Consider the following 24170-nt stretch of genomic DNA (forward strand, 5'->3'; position numbering starts at 1 on the left):
TAAAAGTTTAAACAATCACCGCCCCTGGCGGATCTGATAAATAAAAAGGAATAAATATGAGCATTCTTGATTCTCTCAAATGGCGCTACGCGGTTAAACGCATGACCGGCGAAAAAGTAGCCCAGGAGAAAGTAGACGTAGTAGTGGAAGCAGCCCGTCACGCAGCCACCTCCATTGGCCTGCAGCCCTTCAGCGTGATCGTGATCGAAGATCCCGAACTGCGTAAACAAATTGCCCCCATTGCATTTAACCAGCCCCAGATCACGGAATCATCCCACCTGCTGGTATTTGCCGCCTGGGCAGATATGACGGAAGCACAGGTAGATGAATTTGTACAGCACGTTGCCAACGAGCGCGGTATTCCCGTGGCTAACCTGAAAGGCCTGAAAGATATGGCCTGGGGCGCTGTATCCGGCAAGACACCCGAGCACCGGTATGAATGGTTTGTACGCCAGACCTACATCGCTTTTGGTACCGCCATTGCCGCTGCAGCAACGGAAAGAATTGACGCCAGCCCCATGGAAGGCTTTAACGGTCCTGCCCTGGATGCATTCCTGGGCCTCGATAAAAAAGGCCTCCGCGCTGTAACCCTGCTGGCCCTTGGCCACCGGGATGAAGCAAACGATATGTTTGCCAATGCGAAGAAGGTACGCCGCCCAAGGGAAAAATTTGAAGTGAAGTTGTAAGCAGAAAGGTTTGTTTTGCACGGCATAACAGGTTGGCTTTAACAACAGACGGACATTATTCAACAGCAGGATCAGCCAATTAGTCGAAAGCAGGGAGCAGGTTATAACGCCAAGGCATACACGAAAAGAAATGAACACGGAAGCCGTGTAGAACCAACCGAACCGATAGCTATAAAAAAAGGACGCCCGGGAGCAATCCCGGGCGTTCCTGTGTGCAGGCTTATCGGTATCGTATGTAACGTATGCGGTTAAAAATGGCAAGGCGCACACCTATGATGGCAATGGGCCCGTCTGAAAACAGGAACGCCCGGAAAGAATTCCGGGCGTCTCTCATTTGCATTTACCAATTTCAACATAGAAAAAGACGTTTCCTTACACCAGCACTTCTGCGGCCGCCGCTTCCGGCTCGCCTTGCAGTGTATGCATGATGCTGAGGTATTTGGTGGTCAAATATTGCAGGTTATGTTCCTGGGCGGCAAAGGTATAAGCCTTGTGCACCTGTGCCTGTGCCAGCGCAGGATTGTCCAGGAGGTTGTTGATACCGTGGGCCAGTGCCTCGGGTGATTTTATGGGGCACATGGTCCCACGGCCATCTGCCAGCAGGTCCGGCAGGCCGCCGGCATCTGTGGCCACTACGGGCACATGGTACAGGAATGCATCCAGTACGCTGCTGCCCAACCCTTCCTGCTCGGAGCTCATTACAAAAATGTCCAGCAGGGTAAAGACGTCTTCCACACCATCGCGGAAGCCCATCAGTTTGTAGTAAGGCTCCAGTCCTAGTTCCTCAATGCGGGCTTTCACCACGGGTTCCAGGTCTCCTTTACCAAAATGGAGGAACATAAAATCCTGGCGTTTTTCTGCCAGCTTTGCAATGGCTTCCACCATGGTCAGCGGATCTTTATGCCCTACCAAAGCCGCCGTAGTGCCCAGTATGCGGGTGCCGCGGGGAATGTGCAGGCCATTGAGCAGGCGCAGTGCACGTGAATGGTCCAGGTCTTTGTGCACCACTGCACTGGAGATCACGGAAACGTCAGGGACACCAAAGTTTTCCAGGATGTCGCGGATGGCGGTACTGATGGCCACCACTTTATCGGTGAGCCGGTATTTCAGCCGGGTGAACCGGCCTTTGGGCGTAAAGTCTACCCGGCGGGTAAATACGATAGCGCCCCGGTGAAAAGGCTTGGTCAGCACTGCATACGTGAGCACGTGCGAAGTTTGCACATGCAGGATATTGTACTGACGGCCATGGCGCATGAGAAAATACATGACACCAAATACGTTGCCGTAGGCATAGGTGTTAAATCCTGCGGCGCCCGACTTTTCAGCCAGGGGGCAGTTCCTGCGGCAAAGCAGCGCTGTTTCAACACCGGCGTTCGCAAAGCCGGTCATGTTGTACAACGTCTGTCTTTCTCCTCCCCGCCAGGTCCGCTCAAAATTTAACTCGAGGATACGCAAAGGTTTAGTTCGCATGGTCAATTTTTTTTTAGGCGCTCGATATGATATGACAGCGGATTAGACGCACAAATTAGGGGACGTTTAAATGCGTAGCGGCTTTGGTTAACAGTAAATAACACTAAATAACAGTTCGCCGGGAAACCGGCATGAATTCCTTACCTTTACGTACATATAAACCGACTGGCATTTTGAAACATCTAGCAGCACTCAATAAATACTTTGTAAAATATAAATGGCGCTTCCTCCTGGGGCTTTTATTTACCGCCGTTTCCATTGTATTCAGCATATTCCAGCCCATCATGGTACGGCAGATCTTTGACCTGCTGGAACAGAACCTCAATACCTACGGGCTCGTAAGTGATACCCACCTGAAAGGCGCGTTCCGCGGGGATTTCACCAAGGTGCTGGCTTTCTACGGCCTCACCATCCTGGCGTTTGCACTGCTCAGTGGTTTTTTCATGTTCCTGCAAAGACAGACCCTCATTGTAATGTCCCGCTTCATTGAGTACGATCTCAAAAATGAAGTGTATGAACAATACCAGCGCCTCGATCTCAATTTCTTTAAGATGCACCGCACCGGCGACCTGATGAGCCGCATTACGGAAGATGTGTCCCGTGTGCGCATGTATGTAGGCCCCGCCGTGATGTATGCTACCCGCACCGTGATCATGCTCATCATCATCGTGTACCTGATGCTGGAAGTGAACCCGCTGCTTACGCTCTACACGTTACTGCCTTTGCCTTTCCTGGCAGTGACCATCTATTACGTGAACCGTATCATCCACCGCAAGAGTGAGCGCATCCAGGCACAACTATCCGGCATTACGACCATTGCACAGGAATCCTACTCAGGTATCCGCGTGATCAAGTCTTATGTGCAGGAAGATGCCACCGCGGAATACTTTGACAAGGCCAGTAATGAATACCGGGAAAGTTCCATCAGCCTGGCTAAAACAGATGCCTTGTACCAGCCTACCATGCAGCTGATGATAGGTCTCAGCGTGATACTCACTATTTTTATAGGCGGGCTGCAGGTAATGCGGGGCAACATCACCGTGGGCAACCTGGCGGAGTTTGTGATCTATGTGAACATGCTCACCTTCCCGTTCTTTTCCATTGGCTGGGTGGCCTCCATGGTGCAGCGTGCAGCAGCCTCACAGCAACGCCTGAACGAATTTTTGGAGATACAACCCGAGATCAAGGATAGCCCGGATGCACAAACGGTGGTGCTCAAAGGGGCTGTACGCCTGGAAAATGTAACATTTACGTATCCGCATACCGGCATCACTGCCCTGAAGAACTTTAACCTGGCCATACAACCCGGCCAGAAGGTGGCCGTGATAGGCCGTACCGGCTCCGGTAAGTCCACGCTGGCACAGCTCCTCATCCGCATGTACGATCCGCAGGAAGGACGGGTGGAGCTGGACGGGCTGGACATCCGTGGCATGAAGCTGCAAAGCCTGCGGGAACAGATCAGTTATGTGCCGCAAGACGTGTTCCTTTTCTCAGATACCATTGCCAACAACATCCGCTTTGCACGGCCGGAGGCAGATATTGAAACAGTGAAACGCGCTGCAAGACAGGCTTCCATTGAAAAGGACATCAGCACGCAGTTCCGTGAAGGCTTTGAAACCGTGATCGGGGAGCGGGGCGTAACACTGAGCGGCGGGCAAAAGCAACGCATCTCCATTGCAAGGGGATTGCTGAAAGATCCGAACCTGCTGGTGTTTGACGATTGCCTGTCTGCCGTGGATGCCAAAACGGAGAAAGAGATCATTGGCAACCTGTATGAATACCTGCGTCATAAAACAGCTATCATTATCACGCACCGTATCTTTTCATTGTTTGAATTTGATAAGATCATCGTGCTGGATGAAGGGGCCATCGTGGAGCAGGGTACACATGAAGAATTATTGTCATTAAATGGTTATTATGCCACGCTGTATGCCCGACAGCAGTCTGGCGAAGAGGACCCGGTAATGGCTTCATAATGAAGTGCTTGATATAGCCATAGCCGTGACTTTTAGGCCGGTACAGATCATTTCCCGATACTATTGAAATTTATTTTGATATTTGGAAAACAATAGTATATTTGTTCCTTATAGAAAACAGGATTTGATTCGTTAACACTTAAATCATTCACACTGTGGCGTACGAAAACAACAATCAGCAGGAAAGAAACAACGACAGCATCTTTTCCAAGCGATTGAAGGCGGGTAAAAGAAGGACTTACTTCTTTGATGTTAAGACTACTCGGGGCAACGATTACTTTCTGACCATTACCGAAAGCAAAAAGCGCTTCAACGACAATGGTTACGACAGGCACAAGGTGTTCCTGTACAAGGAGGACTTCAACAAGTTCCTGAATGCCCTGACAGAGACCATCAATTACGTGAAGACCGAGTTGATGCCTGATTTTGATTTTGATGCTTACAATCACGACTACTCCCGTGACGAAGACGGTGAAGAAGGTGGAGAAGTGGATGCAGTAGAAGCAGTTGCTACCGCCACAGCAGTAACAGCTCCTGTAGAAGCAGAAGCCTCCGTTCCGGTATCCGCCAGCACTGAAGATGTAGACAAATGGTAATTAACACTATGCACTAATTTTACTTTCTTACTTTATAGAGAAGACCCCCGGATTTTTCCGGGGGTCTTTTTTTGTAGGAGGTGCGTGCCGGGGAAGGAGTGGGGGAGTGAAGCGTGCCCGTGGTGCCGGTTTTGGGATGCGTGATATGAGGATGCTGGGGGATTGGGTGGTGCCGGATTTGGGCATACGCTATAAATGGCAATGACGCATGAGCCTTACGGGGTGGGATATACGAAAGATATACAGTCTTTTCCAGTAAGGGCAAAGACGAAAAAAAGCCGCTGGTCACAACAACCAGCGGCTTTCATATCTTGAACAAGCGTCACTACTTCCTCATGTCCTTAAACGCATTGATCAGTCCATTCGTAGAGGCGTCATGGTTAGACACCGGCGTATCATTCATCAGCTCCGGCAAGATGCGTCCCGCCAGCTGCTTACCCAGTTCCACGCCCCACTGGTCAAAACTGTAAATATTCCAGATAACGCCCTGTACAAAGATCTTGTGCTCATACAGCGCGATCAGGGAACCCAGGCTGCGCGGGGTGATCTCCTTCACCAGGAAAGAGTTAGTAGGCCGGTTACCGGTAAATACCTTGTAGGGCAGCAGTTCCTTGATCTCGGCTTCGCTCTTGCCGGCTTTCTCCAGCTCTGCGCGCACTTCTGCTTCCGTTTTACCGTTCATGAGGGCTTCTGTCTGTGCAAAGAAGTTAGACATCAGCTTCACATGGTGGTCGCCTACAGGGTTATGGCTGATGGCGGGAGCGATGAAGTCTGCAGGTACGATGCGGGTGCCCTGGTGAATGAGCTGGTAGAAGGCGTGCTGGCCGTTGGTACCGGGTTCGCCCCATACGATAGGGCCTGTTTCCCAGGCTACCGGCTTGCCGTCGCGGTCTACATATTTACCATTGCTCTCCATATTGCCTTGCTGGAAGTAAGCAGCAAAGCGGTGCATGTACTGGTCGTAGGGCAGGATGGCTTCTGTGGCGGTGCCAAAGAAATTGCCATACCAGAGGCCTACCAGCGCCATGATCACGGGAATGTTTTTTTCAAACGGGGTGGTGCGGAAGTGGTTGTCCACAGCTTCGGCGCCTTTCAGCAGGGCTTCAAAGTTGTCGTAACCAATGGTGAGCGCAATGCTCAGGCCAATGGCGGACCACAGGGAGTAGCGGCCGCCTACCCAGTCCCAGAATTCAAACATGTTTGCCGGGTCAATGCCAAAGGCTTTTACATCCTTTTCGTTAGTAGAGAGGGCGGCAAAATGTTTGGCAATGTGTGCAGGATCTTTAGCGGATTGCAGGAACCATTCACGGGCGGTGTTAGCGTTGGTCATGGTTTCCTGGGTGGTAAAGGTCTTGGAAGCCACGAGGAAAAGGGTTTCTTCCGGTGTGACCTTTTTCAGCGTTTCCACGATGTGTGTACCGTCTACGTTAGACACGAAGAAGGGCGTGATGCCTTTGGTAGCATAGGGTTTCAGCGCCTCAGTGACCATCACGGGGCCCAGGTCGGAGCCGCCAATACCGATGTTCACTACATATTTAATAGGCTTGCCGGTGTAGCCAAGCCATTTGTGGCTGTGAATGTTTTCGCAGAAAGCTTTCATTTTCTGCTGTACGGCGTGTACATCCTGCAGCACGTCTTTGCCATCCAGCATCACGGGCTTGCCGGAGAAGTTGCGCAGGGCGGTGTGCAGCACGGCGCGGTCTTCTGTACGGTTGATCTTTTCTGCGCCAAACATGGCGTCTATAGCGGCTTTTACGTTGCTTTCATTTGCCAGGGACAGCAAAGTGTCCAGTGTTTCCTGCGTAATGAGGTTCTTGGAATAATCGAAAAGGATCTCTTCAAACTGCAGGTGGAATTTGGCAAAGCGCTGCGGGTCTTTGGCAAAGAGCTCGCGCAGGCTGGCCTGTTTCATCACCGCAGCCTGTTGTTGAAGCTGAGGCCAGGCTTTGGTCGTCGTTGGATTAATGCTTGGAAACATATTTCGCAATTTTTGTTTTTTTAACTAAACACCACACAAGGTACATCCTTTCACCGTTGAATTTTTATAAAAAAAATTGATATACGCTATCAATGGATGGCCGTGTTGCGCCAGTGCCGCTGGCGGAAAAACTGCCAGATCACGGCTGCCAGCATGAGGCCTATGAGCACCACGCAGGTTTGTATAATAATGGTGCTGCCGGAGGTGCCTTCTGTCAGTCTTTGTGCAATGATACCAATGAAAGCCCAGATGGTCACCAATGCATATGGCACATTATTGTGCAGCAACAGGAAGTACCCGGTAAGGCCGGCGCCCGCCAGCAGTGCGCCGATGGTGGCCAGCACCGGCAGCCAGCCGTGGGCGGGCATCTTCATGTACACCAGGGCCACGGCCATATTTGCCATAAAAGCAATGCTCATCCAGCCCAGGTACAGGCCAAAGGGGATGAACACGAAGATCTTGATGGAGAGAGGCGCCTCGGGGGCCGCCACCTGGAAGCGCTGCTGGATATTCCAGACGGAAAACCACAGGACGGCCATCACGGCCATGCTCAGGGGGATCCAGTCGTAGTGCCAGGATACCAGCCAGCCGGCATTGGCCATGCAGCTTACCAGCCACCAGTGTTGCAGGCGGATGGCCATGTGGTGGCGCGCTTCTTCCCGGTCCGGCTGGAAGGCGAGCCAGCACTGGTAAATGCAAAAGCCAAAGAGGGCAAGATAGATCACGCTCCAGATCAGGAAAGTAAAGTGGGCTGGGGTAACAAGGGTGGGATACTGTGCAGAGATCATGCCCGGCGTGCGCCCGTTAATGCGGCCGGTGGCCGACAGCACGTTGAGCACAATAACGATGACGAAAGCGAGCAGGTTAAATACAGACAGATTTTTCTGATGGTAGGAGGAGCGTTCCGGAGACATCATAAATGGAGCGTTTTTAACTGGATGCGACGGATTTGCATGCAACAAAATTCAGGCCCTTTTACCACTGTCTGCCTGCCTGCGCCTTGCAGGGGCTGGGCCTTATAGAGCGTGCCTTTTAGGGGCTGTGGGGCTAAGGTAGGCACCATCACGCATATGCACGGGGCGTGTATGTAAATATACAAGGATGCCAGCTAAAAAAACACAGGCGTTTGCGTGATAAACGGCAGGCCGCCGAACGGCTTTTTTGCCTACCTTTGCGCCCTATGACAATTGAGCAACTTAAAGCTATTAGGGACCGTTTGTATGTCCTGGGAGGTTTTCTTTAACGTCCCTGACCGTATAGCCAAAATAGAAAATGATAAGCAGATGACCCTGGCCCCGGGCTTCTGGGATAATAATGAACGCGCCACGGGCATTCTCAAAGAGATCAAGGTCAATAAATTCTGGGTAGACCTTTACCAGGGCGTGGAAACCGCCGTGGAAGACGCCGCTGTACTATACGACTTCCAGAAGGAGGGCGAAGCCACCGAAGAGGAGGTGAACGCCGCCTACGAAAAGGCGCTGGCCGCGGTGGACGAGCTTGAATTTAAATCCACCCTGAACCAGCCGGAAGATGAGATGGCGGCCATGCTCACCATCAACTCCGGCGCCGGTGGCACCGAAAGCCAGGACTGGGCAGAAATGCTGCTGCGCATGTACCGCATGTATGGTGAAAAGCAGGGCTGGAAAGTATACGAAGTGGACGTGCAATACGGGGAAGGTGCCGGTATCAAATCCGCCACCCTGGAGTTTGAAGGCGAGTTTGCCTATGGACTGCTCAAGGCAGAAAGCGGCGTGCACCGCCTGGTGCGCATCTCCCCGTTTGATGCCAACGCCCGCCGTCATACTTCTTTTGCCTCCGTATTCGTATACCCCCTGGTAGACGATTCCATCGAGATCGCCGTAAACCCGGCAGACCTGGTATGGGAATTTTATCGTTCAGGTGGTAAAGGCGGGCAGAACGTAAACAAGGTAGAAACCGCCGTGCGCCTGAAACACGTGCCCTCCGGCATCATCATCGAGTGCCAGCAGGCCCGTACGCAGGGGGAGAACCGGGAGAAAGCGCTCACCATGCTGAAAAGCCGCCTCTACGAAGAAGAATTACGCCGCCGTGAAGAGCTGAAAAATGCAGCCAACGCCAACAAGCGTAAGATCGAGTGGGGGAGCCAGATCCGTTCCTACGTGTTCCATCCGTACAAGATGATCAAGGACCACCGCACGGACTTTGAAGTAGGCAACGTGGGCCCCGTCATGGACGGCGACCTGGGCGGGTTTATCAAAGCATATTTGATGTCTGCCAAAGAAGAAGAAAAAAGTTAAACAACCACACCACCAGTTACAACAAGATCTGCCATGCATAACGCTTATTTCGATTTCGCAGCGCCGGCAAATGAGCCGGTATATGCTTACGCTCCGGGCAGCCCGGAGAAGGCCGCGCTGAAGAAACAGCTGGCCGCTTTCAAAGCCACCCAGGCCGATATTCCCATGTATATCAACGGCCAGGAAGTGCGCACGGGCAAAACGGTGGACCTGCGTCCGCCGCATGAGCACCAGCACAAGCTGGGGCACTTCCATTATGGGGATGCGTCTCACGTGAATGCCGCTATTGACGCAGCCCTGGCTGCCCGTGCACAATGGGCCGCCATGCCCTGGGAACAGCGCGCCGCCATCTTCCTGAAGGCCGCTGAGCTCATTGCCGGCAAGTACCGCTACCACATGAATGCGGCCACCATGCTGGGTCAGAGCAAAAATGCCTACCAGGCGGAAATAGACAGCGCCTGTGAGCTGATCGACTTCCTGCGCTTTAACGTGCACTATGTAAGCGAGATCTACCGCCAGCAGCCGGTGAGCTCCGCCGGGGTGCACAACCGCCTGGAGTACCGCGGCCTGGAAGGTTTTGTACTGGCCGTGACCCCGTTCAATTTCACTGCTATCGCCGGTAACCTTCCTGCTTCTGCTGCCATGTGCGGCAACGTAGTGGTATGGAAACCTGCCGATACCCAGGTGTTTGCCGCCCATGAATTTATGAAGATCATGATCGAAGCAGGCCTGCCTGCAGGGGTTATCAACCTGGTATACGTAGATGGCCCCGTGCTGGGCGATGTGGTGTTCAAACACCCCGACTTTGCCGGTATTCACTTCACCGGTTCTACCGGCGTGTTCCAGCAGATGTGGAAGACCATTGGGGAGAACATTCAGCGTTATAAAACTTACCCGCGCATTGTGGGTGAAACCGGTGGTAAGGACTTCGTAGTGGCCCACAAGTCTGCCGATCCGGCCGTGGTGGCTACGGCACTGGCCCGTGGCGCTTTTGAGTACCAGGGACAGAAATGCTCCGCTGCCTCCCGCGCATACCTGCCGGGTAACATTGCCCAGGAAGTAAAAGAGAAACTGGTGGCGCAGCTGAAAACCATGAAAGTGGGTACCACAGAAGATTTCAGCAACTTCATTAACGCCGTGATAGACGAGCGCTCTTTCAATAAGATCGCGAAGTATATCGACAATGCAAAGCAGGCCGAAGGCGTGCAGATCATTGCCGGTGGTAAGTACGACAAATCCGTGGGCTACTTCATTGAGCCCACCGTGATCGAAACCAAAGACCCGAAGTATGTGACCATGTGCGAAGAGATCTTTGGCCCGGTGCTCACCATTCATGTGTACGATGAAAACAAGTTTGAGGAGATCCTCGAAGTGGTGAACACAACTTCCCCGTATGCCCTCACCGGCTCCATCATTGCCCAGGACCGTTATGCCATTAACCTGGCTACGGACAAGCTGGTAAATGCCGCCGGCAACTTCTATATCAATGACAAGCCCACCGGCGCAGTGGTAGGCCAGCAGCCCTTTGGCGGCGCACGCGCATCCGGCACCAACGACAAGGCAGGATCTGCCATGAACCTGTACCGCTGGATGAGCGCCCGCACCATCAAGGAAACCCTGGTGCCGCCCACCGACTACAAATACCCGTTTGTACAGGAGGCCTAGCTCTTTTTAAACGCATAAAAATGGCGGGAAGTAGCCTTGGTAGCCGCTTCCCGCTTTTATTGAATTATGATGGAACAAAGCGCCACGGTGTCAGAAACAGCTGCTGCAGTGATCAGGGAATATTTCCTGTACACCCGCCGCACCAACCTGCCCGAGCTGGAACAACTGCTGCTTAAAAAAGAGGTGCCGCCTGCGGAAGCCGCCAGCCTGGCACTGGAGGCCTACACGCATTTTTACAAGCGCCTGTTGCGCGTGAACCTGGCCAATTTCATTATGGTGTTTGTAGTGATCCTGGTAGATGTACTGTTGCTGCCCACCCTGTTTGAACGGCAGCAGGGCGATATATCTATGCACATCCTCGTGTACTCCATCATCCTGCTCACCAGCGCCATATTGGTAAGGGGCCTGACGCGCGGTCTGAAATTATTTTCGCTGCGCGAAGAGATCACGGCCTTCCGTGACCTGCGCAACCTGTAAGCCACAGCAGGAAAGAAGAAGGGCTTTACGGTCAATGATCTGCATTGACCGTAAAGCCCTTTGTTTATGCCGGCAATAGTTAATTAGTGATGGTCCATTTTTTTCAAAGCATCCAGTGATTCTGCCACGTGTTGTTCTGCTTTGGTGAGGGAGTTGAACGTATGCACTACCACGCCCTGCTTGTCCACAATGTAGGTAACACGGCCGGGTATCATCATGGTCTTGGGCACGCCGAACAGTTTGCGTACTTTATTGCCAGGATCAGCCAGCAGCGTGAAGTTGAGCTGGTGGTGCTGCGCAAATTTCTGATGGCTGTCCACATCGTCGCCGCTGATGCCGATCACTTTTGCGCCGTACTGGTGAAAGGCGTCATAGGCATCGCGGAAGGTGCAGGCCTCTTTGGTGCAGCCACTGGTCTCGTCTTTCGGGTAAAAGTAAATGACCAGCGGGTACTTGCCGATCACCGTATCGATATTGAAATTTTTTCCATCCTGGTCCCGGAGGGTAAAGCTGGGGATCTTATCCCCCACTTTGATCTGCGCTTCGCTGCTACAGCCAAAAAGCTGCAGGGTAGCTGCTAATATGCCCATTTGCCATAACATTTTCATACAAGGAAAGGTAGCCTATTTTTTAAACATAAAATACACGGCCCCCAGGATGCATACAAAGCTGGCAAGATAGTTCCAGCGCAGGGGCTCTTTCAGGTACAGCACCGCAAACGCCGCAAAAATGGTGAGCGACACCACTTCCTGGATGGTCTTTAACTGGAACCCGGAAAATCCTTCCAGCGCCCCGTACCGGTTAGCCGGCACCTGGAAGCAATATTCAAAAAAAGCAATGCCCCAGCTGAGCAGCACCGTTTTCCACAGCGGGATGTCCGTATGTTTCAGGTGCCCGTACCAGGCGTAGGTCATGAAGAGGTTGGAGCAAAAAAGGAGGAGGATGGTGCGCATGTGTAAAAAATTTATCCCTTTCTTCCAGACAGCAGGTACAACACCGCCATGCGGATGGCTACGCCATTCTCTACCTGCTGGAGGATGATAGACTCATTACCGTCTGCTACGGCAGAATCCAGTTCCACGCCGCGGTTGATAGGGCCGGGGTGCATGATCACTACTTCTTTTTTCAGGCTGTCCAGCAGCTCGCGGGTAACACCGTAAGCCAGGTTGTATTCCCGGAGGGAGGAGAACAGGGGCATGTTCTGGCGTTCCAGTTGGATGCGCAGTACGTTGGCCACATCGGCCCATTCCAGGGCTTCGCGCATGTTATACGTCACGTTAACACCCAGGGCTTCGGCCAGGTGCTTGGGAATGAGGGTAGGAGGGCCTACCACGGTCACTTCAGCACCCAGCTTTTTCAGTGCATAGATGTTGGAGAGGGCTACGCGGCTATGCATAATGTCACCGCAGATGGCGATCTTTTTACCCTCCACGCCGCCCAGTTTTTCCCGGATGGAAAAGGCGTCCAGCAGGGCCTGGGTGGGGTGCTCATTGATGCCGTCCCCGGCGTTTACAATGGGCACATCAATGTGGCGGGAGAGGAAATGCGGCGCCCCGCTGGCAGAGTGGCGCATCACCACCATGTCCACTTTCATGGACAGGATGTTGTGCACCGTGTCGATCAGGGTTTCGCCTTTGGACACGGAGGAGCCGGAGGCGGAAAAGTTGATCACATCTGCCCCCAGCCTTTTTTCGGCCAGTTCAAATGAAATGCGGGTGCGGGTAGAATTTTCGAAAAATACATTCACGATCGTGGTATCGCGCAGGGTCGGCACTTTTTTGATGGGCCGTTGCAATACCGCTTTAAACTCGTCAGCCGTTTGAAAAATCTGTTCAATATCCTGACGCGTCAGATCGCGTATACCGAGTAAGTGTTTAACAGAGAGTGACATTAAGCTGCAAATATAGGGTGAAATATTTACTCAAGCACTACTTCGTCGCGCCCATCGCGCTCTGTCCACAGTACCCGTACGTTTTCGGTCACGTTAGCATCCACCGTGCGGCCCACGTAAGTGGCCTGTATAGGCAGTTCCCGGCTAAAGCGGCGGTCTATGAGGGCCAGCAGTTCCACCGAGGAGGGACGGCCAAAATCCAACATAGCATCCAGCGCGGCGCGGGTGCTGCGGCCGGTATAGAGCACATCGTCAATGAGCACGATGCGTTTATTTTCGATCGGGAACTTGATGGTGGTTTCGTTGGGCACGGGAATGTGCTTGCCCTTTTTGCTGAAGTCATCCCGGTAAAAAGTGATGTCGATCTTCCCATAGCGGATATCTGCCCCGGGCAGCAGGGGCTGGAGGTGGTTGTAGATACGGTTGCCTAGCCATACGCCCCGGGGCTGAAGGCCCAGCAGCACAGTGTTGGAGAAGTCCCCGTGGTTTTCTATGAGTTGATGGCAAAGCCGGTCTACTGTGATCTCCAGTTGCCTTGCATTCAGGATGGTCTTCAAATTGATTGATTTAGGCTCCAAAAATAAGACAGATTGGGGAATTTATCCGGGGGCATCCCAGTGCAGTGCCATCTTATTGCTGATGAGACGGGACGGCCTCATGACAGTCCTGCAAACAGGGGCACTTTTTTATATACACATAAACCGCCATTTAACCAGCCTCCCATCCAGCCATCTAACAAACTGAGAATTTAACGATCTAATCGCTATTTTTGGACACTTGTAAAATCAGCGCATGTTTAAAAAGATCGTCGTTTGGGCATTTATTGGTTTGATAGGCGGAAAGGCACTGGCACAGCAGCCCACTGTATATAACGCAGCAGATATCCGGCTGCAATTGCATAAACTGGATACCCTGGGCAGCGTGCTCTATTTTGCCGCGCACCCGGATGATGAGAATACCCGCCTGCTGGCCTTCCTGGCCAAGGGGAAACTGTACCGCACCGGTTACATGGCGCTTACCCGCGGAGACGGGGGGCAGAACCTCATTGGCAACGAACAGGCAGCGCTCCTGGGCCTGATCCGTACCCAGGAACTGCTGGCCGCCCGCCGCACGGATGGCGCGGAGCAGTTCTTCAGCCGGGCCAATGACTTTGGCTTTTCCAAGAACCCGGATGAGACCTTCACTTTCTGGGACCGCCAGCAACTGCTGGCAGACGCCGTGTGGGTGATCCGCAATTTCCAGCCGGATGTGATCATCTGCCGCTTCCCGGCAGACAGCCGCGCAGGGCACGGGCATCATACCGCATCGGCCATGATTGCTGCGGAGGCCTTCACTGCGGCGGCAGACCCCAGCCGTTTTCCCGAACAACTGCAATACGTAAAACCCTGGCAGGCCAAACGCCTGTTGTGGAACACCTATAATTTTAATAACCGCAACGCCGCTACAGACGGGGAGTTCACCGTGAACGTAGGGGTGTTCAACCCCCTGCTGGGCAAGGGTTTTGGTGAAATTGCCGCCCAGAGCCGCTCCATGCACAAAAGCCAGGGCTTTGGCGTAGCCGCCACCCGGGGCGAGTCATTTGAATATTTCCAGCCCATCAAGGGCGATGCGCCGAAGGAAGGCCTGCTGGACGGGGTAAACACGGGCTGGTCCCGCGTGGAAGGCGGAGCCGCCATTGGCAAACTGGTCGACAAAGCCATCAGCAATTATAAAGATGAAGACCCGGCCGCTTCCGTACCCACGCTAATGGCTATACGGAAAGCATTGCTTGCCCTGCCCAAGGGGTACTGGCAGCAGCAAAAGCTGAAAGAAACAGAACAGCTTATACTGGCCTGCACCGGCACCTGGCTGGAAGCCACCAGCAACCTGCCCACCGTGGTGCCTGGCCATGAAATGACAGTGAACGTTCAGGCCCTGAACCGCAGCCGCGTACCCATGCAGCTGGAAAGTGTGGCCATCGGCGATAACAAGCTGGCGCAAGGCAAGTCCCTGGACCAGGACCAGCCCCTGAATATTCCCGTAAAGGAAAACATTCCGCAAAATACCCTCACCACGCAACCCTACTGGCTGGCCTTGCCCCACCCGCTGGGCATGTACACCATTACCGACCAGCAGTTGGTAGGCCGCCCGGAAAATGTGCCACCCCTGCAGGTAACCTGGAAACTGACAGTGGATGGGGAAGATCTTACCGTAACCCGGCCCATCCAATATAAACATACAGACCCCGTGAAAGGGGAGATCTACCAACCCCTTGTAGTGGCGCCGCCTATTACCGGCAACCTGGATAACCGCGTGATCATCTTTGCCAACGGCGGCACCCAGCCCGTAACCATCAAGCTGGCCGCCCATACAGACGGCGTGAAAGGCAATGTAAGCCTGCGCCTGCCCAAAGGCTTCACAGTGGCACCGGCATCCATCCCGTTTGACCTTAAATCCGGCGATGAAAGCCAGGTGACGTTCAATGTAACGGCTACGGCTACACGGAGTACTAACACGGTAGACACCATGACCGTGGTGATGAATACCGGTGGCCAGGATTATACCCAGGGCATCACTAAGATCAATTACGACCATATCCCGGACATTACGCTGTTTCCCGAGGCTACGGCCAAGCTGGTGAGCGTGGACCTGAAACATAATGGCCGCCACCTGGGGTACATTCCCGGTGCGGGCGATATGGTGGCCGCATCCCTCAAAGCAGTAGGCTACGATGTAACCCAACTGGATGAAAAAGATATCCTGGGCGGCCACCTGCAACAGTACGATGCCATCATCGTTGGCGTGCGGGCTTACAATATGCAGCCCCGCATGAAGTTCTGGCAGCCGGCATTGATGGAATACGTGAAAAATGGGGGCACCATGCTGGTGCAATACAATACCAACGGGCAGCTGGTGACGCCGGAGATAGGCCCTTATCCATTCTCGCTAAGCAATGCCCGCGTAACGGATGAAACGGCGAAAGTGACCGTGCTGCACCCGGAAAACGACGCCCTGCACTATCCTAACGAGATCACGCCTGCTGATTTTGATGGATGGGTGCAGGAGCGGGGGCTGTACTTCACCACGAATGTGGATGAACATTACACCCGCCTGTTTGCCATGCACGACAAGGGCGAAAGCGACCTGGATGGCAGCACCCTGGTGACCCGCTATGGCAAAGGCAAATACGTGTACACCAGCCTGGATTTCTTCCGGGAATTGCCGGCCGGTGTACCCGGTGCGTACCGCCTGTTTGTGAATTTGATCTCTACGAAGCAATAAACCATGGCAAGGAGAAAAGAAGAGAAAGCGCCGGACCGTTCCCGGCTGAGCATCACCGCCGTCTTTTGCATAGTGCTGGGCGTGTTGCTGGGCTTTATGATAGAAAGAGTGCATATAGGATTGATGATAGGCATTGGCATAGGGCTGCTCACGGGCAGCATGTGGTCCAAGAGCCGCGACTGACCGTAATAGCAAAAAACTGAACCTAACCTGTAATTCCATGCCCGACATGCCACCCGGAGAGCGACCACCCGTATTCCCGCGCTGGTCTTATTGGTACGTGCTGCTGGTACTGAGCCTGGCGGTGATGATCCTATTGTTTCACGCATTCACCAAAGCATTTTCATGAGTGGTTTAGATTGGCTGGTACTGGGCGTTACGCTGTCGGTGATCATTGCGTACGGTGTTTACAAAAGCCGCGGGCAGCGGAACATGGATAGCTATTTCCTGGCAGACAAAGGCATGCCCTGGTATATTGTGCTGCTCAGCATTATTGGCACCCAGGCCAGCGCGGTCACCTTCCTCTCCGCACCGGGCCAGGCCTATACAGACGGGATGCGTTTTGTGCAGTATTACTTTGGGCTGCCGCTGGCCATGGTAGTGCTTTGCATCACGTTTGTACCCATCTTTAACAAGCTGAATATTTACACCGCATACGAATTCCTGGAGCAGCGCTTTGACCTGAAAACGCGCACGCTTACTTCTGTGCTCTTCTTGCTGCAGCGGGGGCTTTCTACGGGCATCAGCATTTGTGCGCCTTCCATTATTTTATCTGCGCTCCTGGGCTGGAATATTTATTATACGAACCTGATCATGGGCGGCCTGCTCATCATCTACACCGTGAGCGGCGGCACCCGCGCGGTATCTTACACGCAAACGGCACAGCTCATCATTATTTTTGCCGGCATGTTCCTCGCTGGCTGGATGGTGGTGCATTTGCTACCGGAGGGTATTGGGTTTAAAGATGCCTTGCGCGTGGCAGGCAAGATGGGCAAGCTGAATGTAGTGACCACGCATTTTGATTGGAAAGACAAATACAATATCTGGAGCGGGTTGATAGGTGGGTTTTTCCTGGCCTTATCCTATTTCGGCACGGACCAGTCGCAGGTAGGGCGCTACCTCACGGCGCGGTCTGTGAGAGAAAGCCGCATAGGCCTGCTGATGAATGGTTTTGTGAAAGTGCCCATGCAGTTCTTTATCCTGTTGATCGGGGCTGTGGTGTTCGTGTTTTACCTGTATTTCCGGGCGCCTTTGTCGTTCAATGAAAGCCAGCTGGCCCACGCCCGCAGCGGCCCGCAGGGGAAAGCGCTGGCCCAGGTGGAGCAGCAGTATGAAGTCGTGACCACCCGTAAACAGGGGGAAGTAAAGACCCTTTCCGCCGCGCTGGCAGCGGGCCATAGCGCGGAGATCAATACCGCTACCCGGGCCCTGCGCACCAGCGATGCGGAAGCACAGGCACTACGGGCCAAGGCCACGGCGCTCATGCAGGCCGCAGACCCGCAGGCCGATACGAACGATACCAATTACATCTTCCTGTATTTCGTGGTGAAGAACCTGCCCAGGGGCCTGGTAGGCTTGCTGGTGGCAGTGATCTTCCTGGCCGCATGGAGCAGCATTGCGGCGGCGCTCAATTCACTGGCATCTACTACGGTAGTGGATATTTACAAACGCATGCTGTGCAAGCAGGATTATTCCGACCGGCATTTTTTGCTGGTGTCTCAATGGTGTACGCTGGGATGGGGCATTTTCTGCGTGGTGGTGGCGCAATTTGCTACCAGCCTGGGCAGCCTGATCGAGGCGGTGAATGTGTTGGGGTCTTTGTTTTACGGGGTGATGCTGGGGATCTTCCTGGTGGCCTTTTATTGCAAATGGATAGGAGGGAGTGCTACCTTCTGGGCCGCTGTGGTGGCGGAAGTGCTGGTGATCACTATTTTTAAGCTGGAGATCGTGTCTTTTTTGTGGTTGAATGTGATTGGGTGTGGATTGGTAGTGGGGCTGGGGACGGTGTTGCAGGCGGTGATGCGGCGCAGGAAAGGTACGGCAGCGGTGTAATGCTATTTCAATGTATATTATCGACAACAACAATTCTTTTTGGCAGGTCACCAATAACGTGTTATTAGCGCTATGTGTATTCTTCTTTACCTGGGTGGTGTTGAGTATTGGAGATCGCGGGCTGTCATGGCCACTGGCCTTGGCTATTGTGATTTTAGCTGCAAGAAATCTTTGGCAGGTCACTTTTTTCGACATCGTGATAGACGGGAACGATTTTGTGATCAGTAATCTGTACTTTAAAAAGCGGAGAATACCTATAGACCAATTCCGCTGTATTGAAGAGGGGTGGGCCATGCCTACAAGATCTGGTACTGCGCAGCATCTTTTGAGTTTACGCCTGAAAGATGGTAGAAAGTACCGGTTTGCGATAGCCAGTAGGAACGCTGCTGATGTTGAAAAGGGAATACGGGAGTATTTTAGTAACCACACATAATATTGTTCCGAACTAAAAATCCCCGGCTCACAAGGCCGGGGATTTTCTTTTATACGATGGAAGATATTTACTCAATCATCCCATTCCTGAACGCATATAACACCAGCCCCACGGAATTCTTCACGTTCAGCTTCTCCAACAACTTCTGCCGGATGCCTTCCACTGTTCTCGGTGATAAAAAGATCTGCTCAGAGATCTCCTGCGTGGTTAGTTCCGCGCAGATCAGTTTCAGCACTTCCAACTCCCGCTCATTCAGCTGTACATCGTTCTTCAGCGTGGGTTTGAAGTGTTGTTTATTCTTATGGAGCACCTTTTTGAGAAGCGCCAGGTTCACATTTTCATTGAAATAAAATCCTTTCTCGTAGGTAGTACAGATGGCTTCATAGATCTCGTCCGGCTCCGCGTTTTTGAGCAGGTAGGCATTGGCCCCGTTCTCCACCATGTGTACAATGAAGTTATCATCCTCGTACATGGTGAGGATGATGATCTTTACATCGGGATACTTTTCTTTGACTTTTACAGTGGCCTGGATGCCGTCCATACGGGGCATTTTCAGGTCCATGAGAATAACGTCTGGCTGCTGCTGGCGCATGATCTCCAGCAGGTGCTCTCCGTCGTCCGCTTCAAACACCACGTTGATGTTGTCATAGGGGATGAGCGTGTTGATCACGCCACTGCGGAAGATCTTATGGTCGTCGGCGATAGCTACTTTAATGGATCGGTCCATATCGGCGTATTTACACGGGGGCTGTAGTCTGATACACTGATGCTTGCGATGGTTCCCCCGGTCTTTCCTGCTGCAAAGTTGATGTTTCCCCCGATAATTGTCAAACGGCTTTCAATATTTTTTAATCCCAGGCTGCCATGTTGCTGTTTTTTAGCTTCCAGGTCGCCCACCAGCAGGCCGTTTCCATCATCTTCCACCTCCACCAGCAGTTGGGCGGGCGTGGTCTGGTAGCGGATCACTACCTGGGAAGCCCCTGCATGCTTGAGGATGTTGCTGATCAGCTCCTGCACAATGCGGTAAATATTGAGGGCCGCCGTGCGGTCCACCGGGGCGGTATCGTCAGCGCGCTGGAACCGAATACTCGTTTGCCGGTTCTTGTTCATCAGGCTGCAAAACGAGTCCAGTGCGTTGGCCAGGCCCAGGTTGTCCAGCGCCTGGGGGTGCAGGCGCTGGCTGATAAAACGGAGTTCCTGTATAATGGTATCGGTAAAGTCGCGGGTTTCTTTGAGGCGTTCTGCCTCACAGTTGCCATTCTTGAATTGTTGCTGGAGGGCGCTGAGGTTCAGTTTAAGTACGCTGAGCTGGGCGCCCACTTCATCGTGCAGGTCTTCTGCAATGCGGCGTCTTTCATCTTCCTGCCCCTGCAGGATGGCTGCCAGCCTTTCCTGTTGCAGTTGCAGGTCTTTGTCGCGCAGGGTCAGCTTGTGCTGGATCACCTGTTTTTGCTGGGCAATCACCAGGATCACCACCAGCACGCCAAATAAAAGCATCACCGCAGTGCCGATCACAATGATCTCAACGATACCCATGCTTGGATTTTTTTACTTTCATCAACCCGATAAAAATAAGGATTAATTGGATGATGCCTGCTACGAACGACAGGGACAGGATGTAGTTGGTGGCGGCGCCGGGGTGGGAGGAGAAATAGTTGTAGGAGAGGTTTCTCATCACGGTGCTGCAGAGGTAAATGAAAAGGCCGGCATTGAACCAGAAATCCGGCAGGGTATTGATAAAAACGGAATGTTTGATCAATTGTTCGTCGCCGAGTAACTGCAGGAAAAAGAGGATGGCGTAAACGATCAGGATGATATTCCTCGCGGATGCGAAATAGGAGTTGTACACGGAAAACCCTTCCCAGCGGTACAGGTCCAGCAGGAAGATGATGAATACAGGAATGATGGTCAGCAGGATAACGAGTCTGGTGACCCGGTTTTTTATGACGGCCATGTAGTACATAGACAGTATAATGAACTGCAGCATGTACATAATGGAAAAGAAGATCATGTTGTTTCCAAACAACTGACCCACCAAGGCCGATCCGCTTGCGAATATGACGCTGCAAAGAATATACGAAAGCATCCACTTGCCGCTGTCGCTAAGCTGGGGGAGCTTTATAATGAAGGGGACCAGCAGCAAGCATTCGATCCCCAACATTATATAGAAAATGATGCTGAAATTGTACACTAAGAAACCAGATTAAAATCAGGGATGAATTCGGCGTAATTACTGACCGGGGCACTGGTCCGGGCAGGGAACGCCGTCGTCCAGGTAACCACCTTTGTCAGGGCCCTTTGCAAGGGAGGCGTTCGGGTCCGGGGCTTTGGACGGGTTGCCCGGGATGTCGTAGCCATCTTTGTCAACCGCTACCAGCACCATCTTCTTGGAATAGGGCTGGCCAATGCCCGGGTTGGGATGCAGGCCGTAATATACACGGATACCTACAGCGCCTGGCGTGTCCAGCAACGCTCTCACTTTGTCTGCACCATAAAAAATGGCCCGTGTCACCGTGTGCTTCTGGTTCGCATTCTGGTCCATGTAATTTTTAACCAGTTCATGCGCATCCTTATGGGAAATAAAGGTACCAGCATCGGGCGTGAACGGATTGTTAGAGGATTTTTCGCTCATAGGGATTAGTTTTAATGGGGTAAAAATATCATAAAAATCAACTTTAAAAAGCATCATCCTGCACCCGGAGGGCATTGGTTTGGCGCCAAGCTGCCGAAAAGCCGCGCTGGTGCAGGGTTATCGTTTTGTTAAGCGCTGCGCTGTCAAGGGCAATTCCGTACTTTCCCAGGCAGAATACGTATAAATACGCATTCCTGTTTTCAGGTGCCCCAACGCTTGCTTCGCAATCTTATCTTTTGCATCTTTGTAAGGCAGGACGCATTTCTTTCTGACCGGCACACCATTATCACAACAGCTTTTCTTCTTGTCTGTTCCTGCTTGTTTCACTGTTATCAATTACGCCCGCCCCAAAAAATTGAACCATGAGTTACCAGCTAATCGGCAATGTATCCGCCCTCATCTGCGATGACGGCATTGAGCCCCTGGCGCATGCCACCCTGAAAGTATACCTGCCACCTATACACACAGCACAACTGCCCGCACGCAACGGCGTTTTCCGCGAGCCCCAGGCGCTCCCGGAAGCCCAGGTAGCAGCCAAGGCAGACCGCCTCCTGGCATCCGTGAAGCTGGATGTGGAAGGCAACTTCCGCCTTTCCTGGCAGGAGATGCATCTTTTCACCGAGCCACTGGAAATTGATATCTGCATAGAAAACGTTGCCGGTAGCCGCAAGGGCCTGTCCGTATCCCTGCACTTTAACCTGGGTGTGTTTGTACCTCACTGGCGCCGCAGCAAAGAGCGTTACATCGCTGCCTTTGCCTACATCATTCCTTCTGAGTGCTGGACCAGCATCCGTCACCGGCTGCAATCCTGGGCCATCACCGGCGTACTGCGCCATTACCGTAATCACAGCCCCATCGGCCGGGTACTGGTGCAGGCCTTTAATGCCCGCAACGGTAAAAAACTGGGCGAAGCCTTTGCCAATGAGCAGGGCCGTTTCCGTATCCGGTTTGCCTTTGAGCCTCCACACCGCCATCTCCTGCTGGTGCGCAATGGCCAGATCCGCACCGGCCCCGATGTATTCTTTAAAGTGCTCACTATAGAAGGTTTCCTCCTGTGGTCGGAAGACCGCAGCGAAGGCCTGCGCGATGACCGCCTGGGGGTGCCCGCCTGCAGTAAACAGGACATCTTCATCAAGCCTTCTCCCATCCTCAAAAGCATGATCCCCCTTTCCGGCTGGCGCCAGCTGGTACAGATAGCCCGGCTACGCCGGGGGGCAGGGGGCGTGATGGTTAGCTAAATGGCGGTAACATTTTATCCTTATATCAGATCTTTTAACTGATGTGCATGATATGTTAGCGTCATTCAATGGGGAAATCTCATAAGTAAAATGAAGGCTCTGAGAATCGCCTGTATGAAAATTTTCTCCATCAGGTACCTGAAATAAAAAAGGGCTGTCTCGAAGTTTGAGACAGCCCCTTATTTTGAACCTGCACTGCTGCCGGCTAACAATCTAAAACCTTGGATGATACCGCGCCAGTGTATCCCGGAGGTACTCCCGGTCCAGGTGGGTATAGATCTCGGTGGTGGTGATGCTTTCGTGGCCCAGCATTTCCTGCACGGCCCGCAGGTTGGCGCCGCCTTCCACCAGGTGGGTGGCAAAGGAGTGGCGGAAGGTGTGGGGAGATACCTGTTTTTTTATGCCCGCCTGCTCTACCAGTTTTTTGATCACCAGGAAGATCATTACCCGGGTAAGGCCGTTGCCACGGCGGTTCAGGAAGAGAATGTCTTCCTGGCCTTTCTTAATATCCAGCTGGCGCCGGTCGGTTTCCCGGTACATATTTACATACTGGATGGCCTGGCGGCCAATGGGGACCAGCCTTTCCTTATCCCCCTTGCCGATCACGCGGATAAACCCATCGTTAAAATGCAGCTGTGATATTTTAAGCCCCACTACTTCGCTCACGCGCAGCCCGCAGCTATACATGATCTCCAGGATCGCCTTGTTGCGATGCCCTTCCGGGGTGCTCAGGTCTATCTGTGCAATGATCTGTTCTATTTCTTCAAATGTGAGCACATCCGGCAATTTGCGCCGGGTCTTGGGAGCCTCCAGCAGTTGTGTGGGGTCTTCCTGGATAACGTTTTCCAGCAATAAAAATTTGTAAAACGCCTTGATGCCTGAGATAATGCGGGCCTGCGAAGTAGCCGTCATGCCCAGGCCGGCTATCCAGTGAATACATTCCTGCAGCACCGTCAGCGTTACTTCCTGCGGGGAGAGCGCCCGCCCCATGCTTTCCAGGTACTGCACCAGCAACTCCACGTCATGCAGGTACGCGGCCACAGAATGCTCACTCAGCGAGCGTTCCAGTTGCAGATAGGCTTTGAAGCTTTTCAGGTAGGATGGCCACATGGGGCTAAAGGTATAAAATTGTCTTAAGTCTTAGGTCTTAAGTCTTAGGTCTTAGGTCTTAAGTCTTAGGTCTTAGGTCTTAAGTCTTAAGTCTTAGGTCTTAAGTTTTAGGTCTTAGGTCTTAAGTCTTATGCCTTAAGTCTTAGGTTGGAGGGGCCGCGGTTGAAAGGGTAGGTTGATAGGATCGCGTTGAACCTGGAACTGCACCTGGGCACTGGAATAATTTTTCCTTCTGCATTCGATTGCTATTTGGCCACCCGGCGGGCTTGCATTATTTTGCCGGTTTGCTCCGAGGCAGGTCCGCTTTTCCTTGTTCCAACTTCGTCAATTATACCAACTTCATCAATCGTTTCACCAAAACAATCATTCCAGGACTATTATTCCACCAAAACAATCATTTCACCAAAACACTCGTTTCATCTATCGTTT

At 52.7% G+C, this 24170-nt stretch carries 25 protein-coding genes; 12 read left to right on the forward strand and 13 right to left on the reverse strand.

Annotated elements, in window-relative coordinates; genetic code table 11:
- The first annotated feature begins 56 nt into the window (after window positions 1–56).
- Window positions 57–686, forward strand: a complete 630-nt coding sequence (locus DCC81_RS22075; protein WP_108688837.1) for a nitroreductase family protein — start codon at window positions 57–59, stop codon at window positions 684–686.
- Between the two features lie 372 nt (window positions 687–1058).
- Here the strand turns inward: DCC81_RS22075 and DCC81_RS22080 are convergent, their stop codons facing one another.
- On the reverse strand, window positions 1059–2156 hold the full coding sequence (locus tag DCC81_RS22080; protein WP_108688838.1) for a glycosyltransferase: 1098 nt from the start codon (window positions 2154–2156) through the stop codon (window positions 1059–1061).
- A 173-nt stretch (window positions 2157–2329) separates the two neighbouring features.
- Here DCC81_RS22080 and DCC81_RS22085 point away from each other — a divergent pair, with 173 nt between their 5' ends.
- A complete protein-coding gene (locus DCC81_RS22085; RefSeq protein WP_108688839.1) occupies window positions 2330–4132 on the forward strand; it encodes an ABC transporter ATP-binding protein in 1803 nt (600 codons plus the stop codon).
- A gap of 155 nt (window positions 4133–4287) precedes the next feature.
- Window positions 4288–4728: a DUF3276 family protein gene (locus tag DCC81_RS22090; RefSeq protein ID WP_108688840.1), complete on the forward strand. Its 441-nt coding sequence runs from the start codon at window positions 4288–4290 to the stop codon at window positions 4726–4728.
- A gap of 325 nt (window positions 4729–5053) precedes the next feature.
- On the opposite strand, the gene pgi is transcribed toward DCC81_RS22090, so the two are convergent.
- Both pgi and DCC81_RS22100 read right to left on the reverse strand, forming a co-directional pair.
- Window positions 5054–6706 carry a glucose-6-phosphate isomerase gene (gene pgi, locus DCC81_RS22095; RefSeq protein WP_108688841.1) on the reverse strand — a complete coding sequence of 551 codons (1653 nt, stop codon included), beginning with the start codon at window positions 6704–6706 and terminating at the stop codon, window positions 5054–5056.
- An 89-nt stretch (window positions 6707–6795) separates the two neighbouring features.
- A complete protein-coding gene (locus tag DCC81_RS22100; protein ID WP_133177766.1) occupies window positions 6796–7623 on the reverse strand; it encodes a hypothetical protein in 828 nt (275 codons plus the stop codon).
- Between the two features lie 263 nt (window positions 7624–7886).
- On the opposite strand from DCC81_RS22100, the gene prfB reads away from it, so the two are divergent.
- The 3 genes from prfB (at window position 7887) to DCC81_RS22115 (ending at window position 11124) form a co-directional block, all read left to right on the forward strand.
- A protein-coding gene (gene prfB, locus DCC81_RS22105; protein WP_108688843.1) for a peptide chain release factor 2 occupies window positions 7887–8982 on the forward strand; the annotation gives its coding sequence in 2 pieces (ribosomal slippage) (window positions 7887–7946 and window positions 7948–8982; 1095 coding nt in all).
- A 33-nt stretch (window positions 8983–9015) separates the two neighbouring features.
- A complete protein-coding gene (gene pruA, locus DCC81_RS22110; protein ID WP_108688844.1) occupies window positions 9016–10647 on the forward strand; it encodes an L-glutamate gamma-semialdehyde dehydrogenase in 1632 nt (543 codons plus the stop codon).
- A 66-nt stretch (window positions 10648–10713) separates the two neighbouring features.
- Complete coding sequence (locus tag DCC81_RS22115; RefSeq protein WP_108688845.1) at window positions 10714–11124, forward strand: hypothetical protein; 411 nt, start codon at window positions 10714–10716, stop codon at window positions 11122–11124.
- A gap of 83 nt (window positions 11125–11207) precedes the next feature.
- Here the strand turns inward: DCC81_RS22115 and DCC81_RS22120 are convergent, their stop codons facing one another.
- The 4 genes from DCC81_RS22120 to pyrR are packed head-to-tail and all read right to left on the reverse strand — an operon-like array spanning window position 11208 to window position 13572.
- The gene (locus DCC81_RS22120) at window positions 11208–11714 is read right to left on the reverse strand and encodes a peroxiredoxin (RefSeq protein ID WP_108689287.1); all 507 of its coding nucleotides are present in this window, start codon (window positions 11712–11714) and stop codon (window positions 11208–11210) included.
- A gap of 33 nt (window positions 11715–11747) precedes the next feature.
- Window positions 11748–12077, reverse strand: coding sequence for a DMT family protein (locus DCC81_RS22125; protein ID WP_108688846.1), 330 nt, complete (start codon window positions 12075–12077; stop codon window positions 11748–11750).
- Between the two features lie 11 nt (window positions 12078–12088).
- The gene (locus tag DCC81_RS22130; protein WP_108688847.1) at window positions 12089–13015 is read right to left on the reverse strand and encodes an aspartate carbamoyltransferase catalytic subunit; all 927 of its coding nucleotides are present in this window, start codon (window positions 13013–13015) and stop codon (window positions 12089–12091) included.
- Window positions 13016–13041: 26 nt separating this feature from the next.
- The gene (gene pyrR / locus DCC81_RS22135; protein WP_108688848.1) at window positions 13042–13572 is read right to left on the reverse strand and encodes a bifunctional pyr operon transcriptional regulator/uracil phosphoribosyltransferase PyrR; all 531 of its coding nucleotides are present in this window, start codon (window positions 13570–13572) and stop codon (window positions 13042–13044) included.
- 235 nt (window positions 13573–13807) lie between these two features.
- On the opposite strand from pyrR, the gene DCC81_RS22140 reads away from it, so the two are divergent.
- The 5 genes from DCC81_RS22140 to DCC81_RS22155 are packed head-to-tail and all read left to right on the forward strand — an operon-like array spanning window position 13808 to window position 18761.
- The gene (locus tag DCC81_RS22140) at window positions 13808–16276 is read left to right on the forward strand and encodes a PIG-L family deacetylase (protein ID WP_108688849.1); all 2469 of its coding nucleotides are present in this window, start codon (window positions 13808–13810) and stop codon (window positions 16274–16276) included.
- 3 nt (window positions 16277–16279) lie between these two features.
- The gene (locus tag DCC81_RS22145) at window positions 16280–16459 is read left to right on the forward strand and encodes a hypothetical protein (protein WP_108688850.1); all 180 of its coding nucleotides are present in this window, start codon (window positions 16280–16282) and stop codon (window positions 16457–16459) included.
- A 37-nt stretch (window positions 16460–16496) separates the two neighbouring features.
- Window positions 16497–16625, forward strand: a complete 129-nt coding sequence (locus tag DCC81_RS25985; protein ID WP_262510177.1) for a hypothetical protein — start codon at window positions 16497–16499, stop codon at window positions 16623–16625.
- Entirely contained in the window at window positions 16622–18328 is a 1707-nt protein-coding gene (locus DCC81_RS22150; protein ID WP_108688851.1) for a sodium:solute symporter, read from the forward strand. Before DCC81_RS25985 ends, DCC81_RS22150 begins: the two co-directional genes overlap by 4 nt.
- A 10-nt stretch (window positions 18329–18338) precedes the next feature.
- Window positions 18339–18761: a hypothetical protein gene (locus DCC81_RS22155; protein ID WP_108688852.1), complete on the forward strand. Its 423-nt coding sequence runs from the start codon at window positions 18339–18341 to the stop codon at window positions 18759–18761.
- A gap of 67 nt (window positions 18762–18828) precedes the next feature.
- On the opposite strand, the gene DCC81_RS22160 is transcribed toward DCC81_RS22155, so the two are convergent.
- The 5 genes from DCC81_RS22160 to DCC81_RS22180 all read right to left on the reverse strand — a co-directional run bounded on the left by DCC81_RS22160 (window position 18829) and on the right by DCC81_RS22180 (window position 21720).
- Window positions 18829–19488 carry a response regulator transcription factor gene (locus DCC81_RS22160; protein WP_108688853.1) on the reverse strand — a complete coding sequence of 220 codons (660 nt, stop codon included), beginning with the start codon at window positions 19486–19488 and terminating at the stop codon, window positions 18829–18831.
- Window positions 19467–20297: a sensor histidine kinase gene (locus tag DCC81_RS22165; RefSeq protein WP_108688854.1), complete on the reverse strand. Its 831-nt coding sequence runs from the start codon at window positions 20295–20297 to the stop codon at window positions 19467–19469. The genes DCC81_RS22160 and DCC81_RS22165 overlap by 22 nt, the downstream gene beginning before the upstream one ends.
- A complete protein-coding gene (locus DCC81_RS22170; protein WP_133177767.1) occupies window positions 20284–20772 on the reverse strand; it encodes a hypothetical protein in 489 nt (162 codons plus the stop codon). The genes DCC81_RS22165 and DCC81_RS22170 overlap by 14 nt, the downstream gene beginning before the upstream one ends.
- Window positions 20773–20991: 219 nt before the next feature.
- Window positions 20992–21393 (reverse strand): hypothetical protein, encoded by a 402-nt coding sequence (locus tag DCC81_RS22175; protein ID WP_108688856.1) that lies wholly within the window; start codon window positions 21391–21393, stop codon window positions 20992–20994.
- A gap of 117 nt (window positions 21394–21510) precedes the next feature.
- Window positions 21511–21720 (reverse strand): hypothetical protein, encoded by a 210-nt coding sequence (locus DCC81_RS22180; RefSeq protein WP_133177768.1) that lies wholly within the window; start codon window positions 21718–21720, stop codon window positions 21511–21513.
- Between the two features lie 35 nt (window positions 21721–21755).
- Between DCC81_RS22180 and DCC81_RS22185 the strand changes: the two genes are divergently transcribed.
- Window positions 21756–22631 carry a hypothetical protein gene (locus tag DCC81_RS22185; protein WP_108688858.1) on the forward strand — a complete coding sequence of 292 codons (876 nt, stop codon included), beginning with the start codon at window positions 21756–21758 and terminating at the stop codon, window positions 22629–22631.
- Between the two features lie 213 nt (window positions 22632–22844).
- Here DCC81_RS22185 and xerD read toward each other — a convergent pair whose 3' ends face one another.
- Window positions 22845–23741, reverse strand: coding sequence for a site-specific tyrosine recombinase XerD (xerD, locus tag DCC81_RS22190; RefSeq protein WP_108688859.1), 897 nt, complete (start codon window positions 23739–23741; stop codon window positions 22845–22847).
- Between the last annotated feature and the right edge of the window lie 429 nt (window positions 23742–24170).

It is taken from the genome of Chitinophaga parva (assembly GCF_003071345.1).
Classification (GTDB): domain Bacteria; phylum Bacteroidota; class Bacteroidia; order Chitinophagales; family Chitinophagaceae; genus Chitinophaga; species Chitinophaga parva.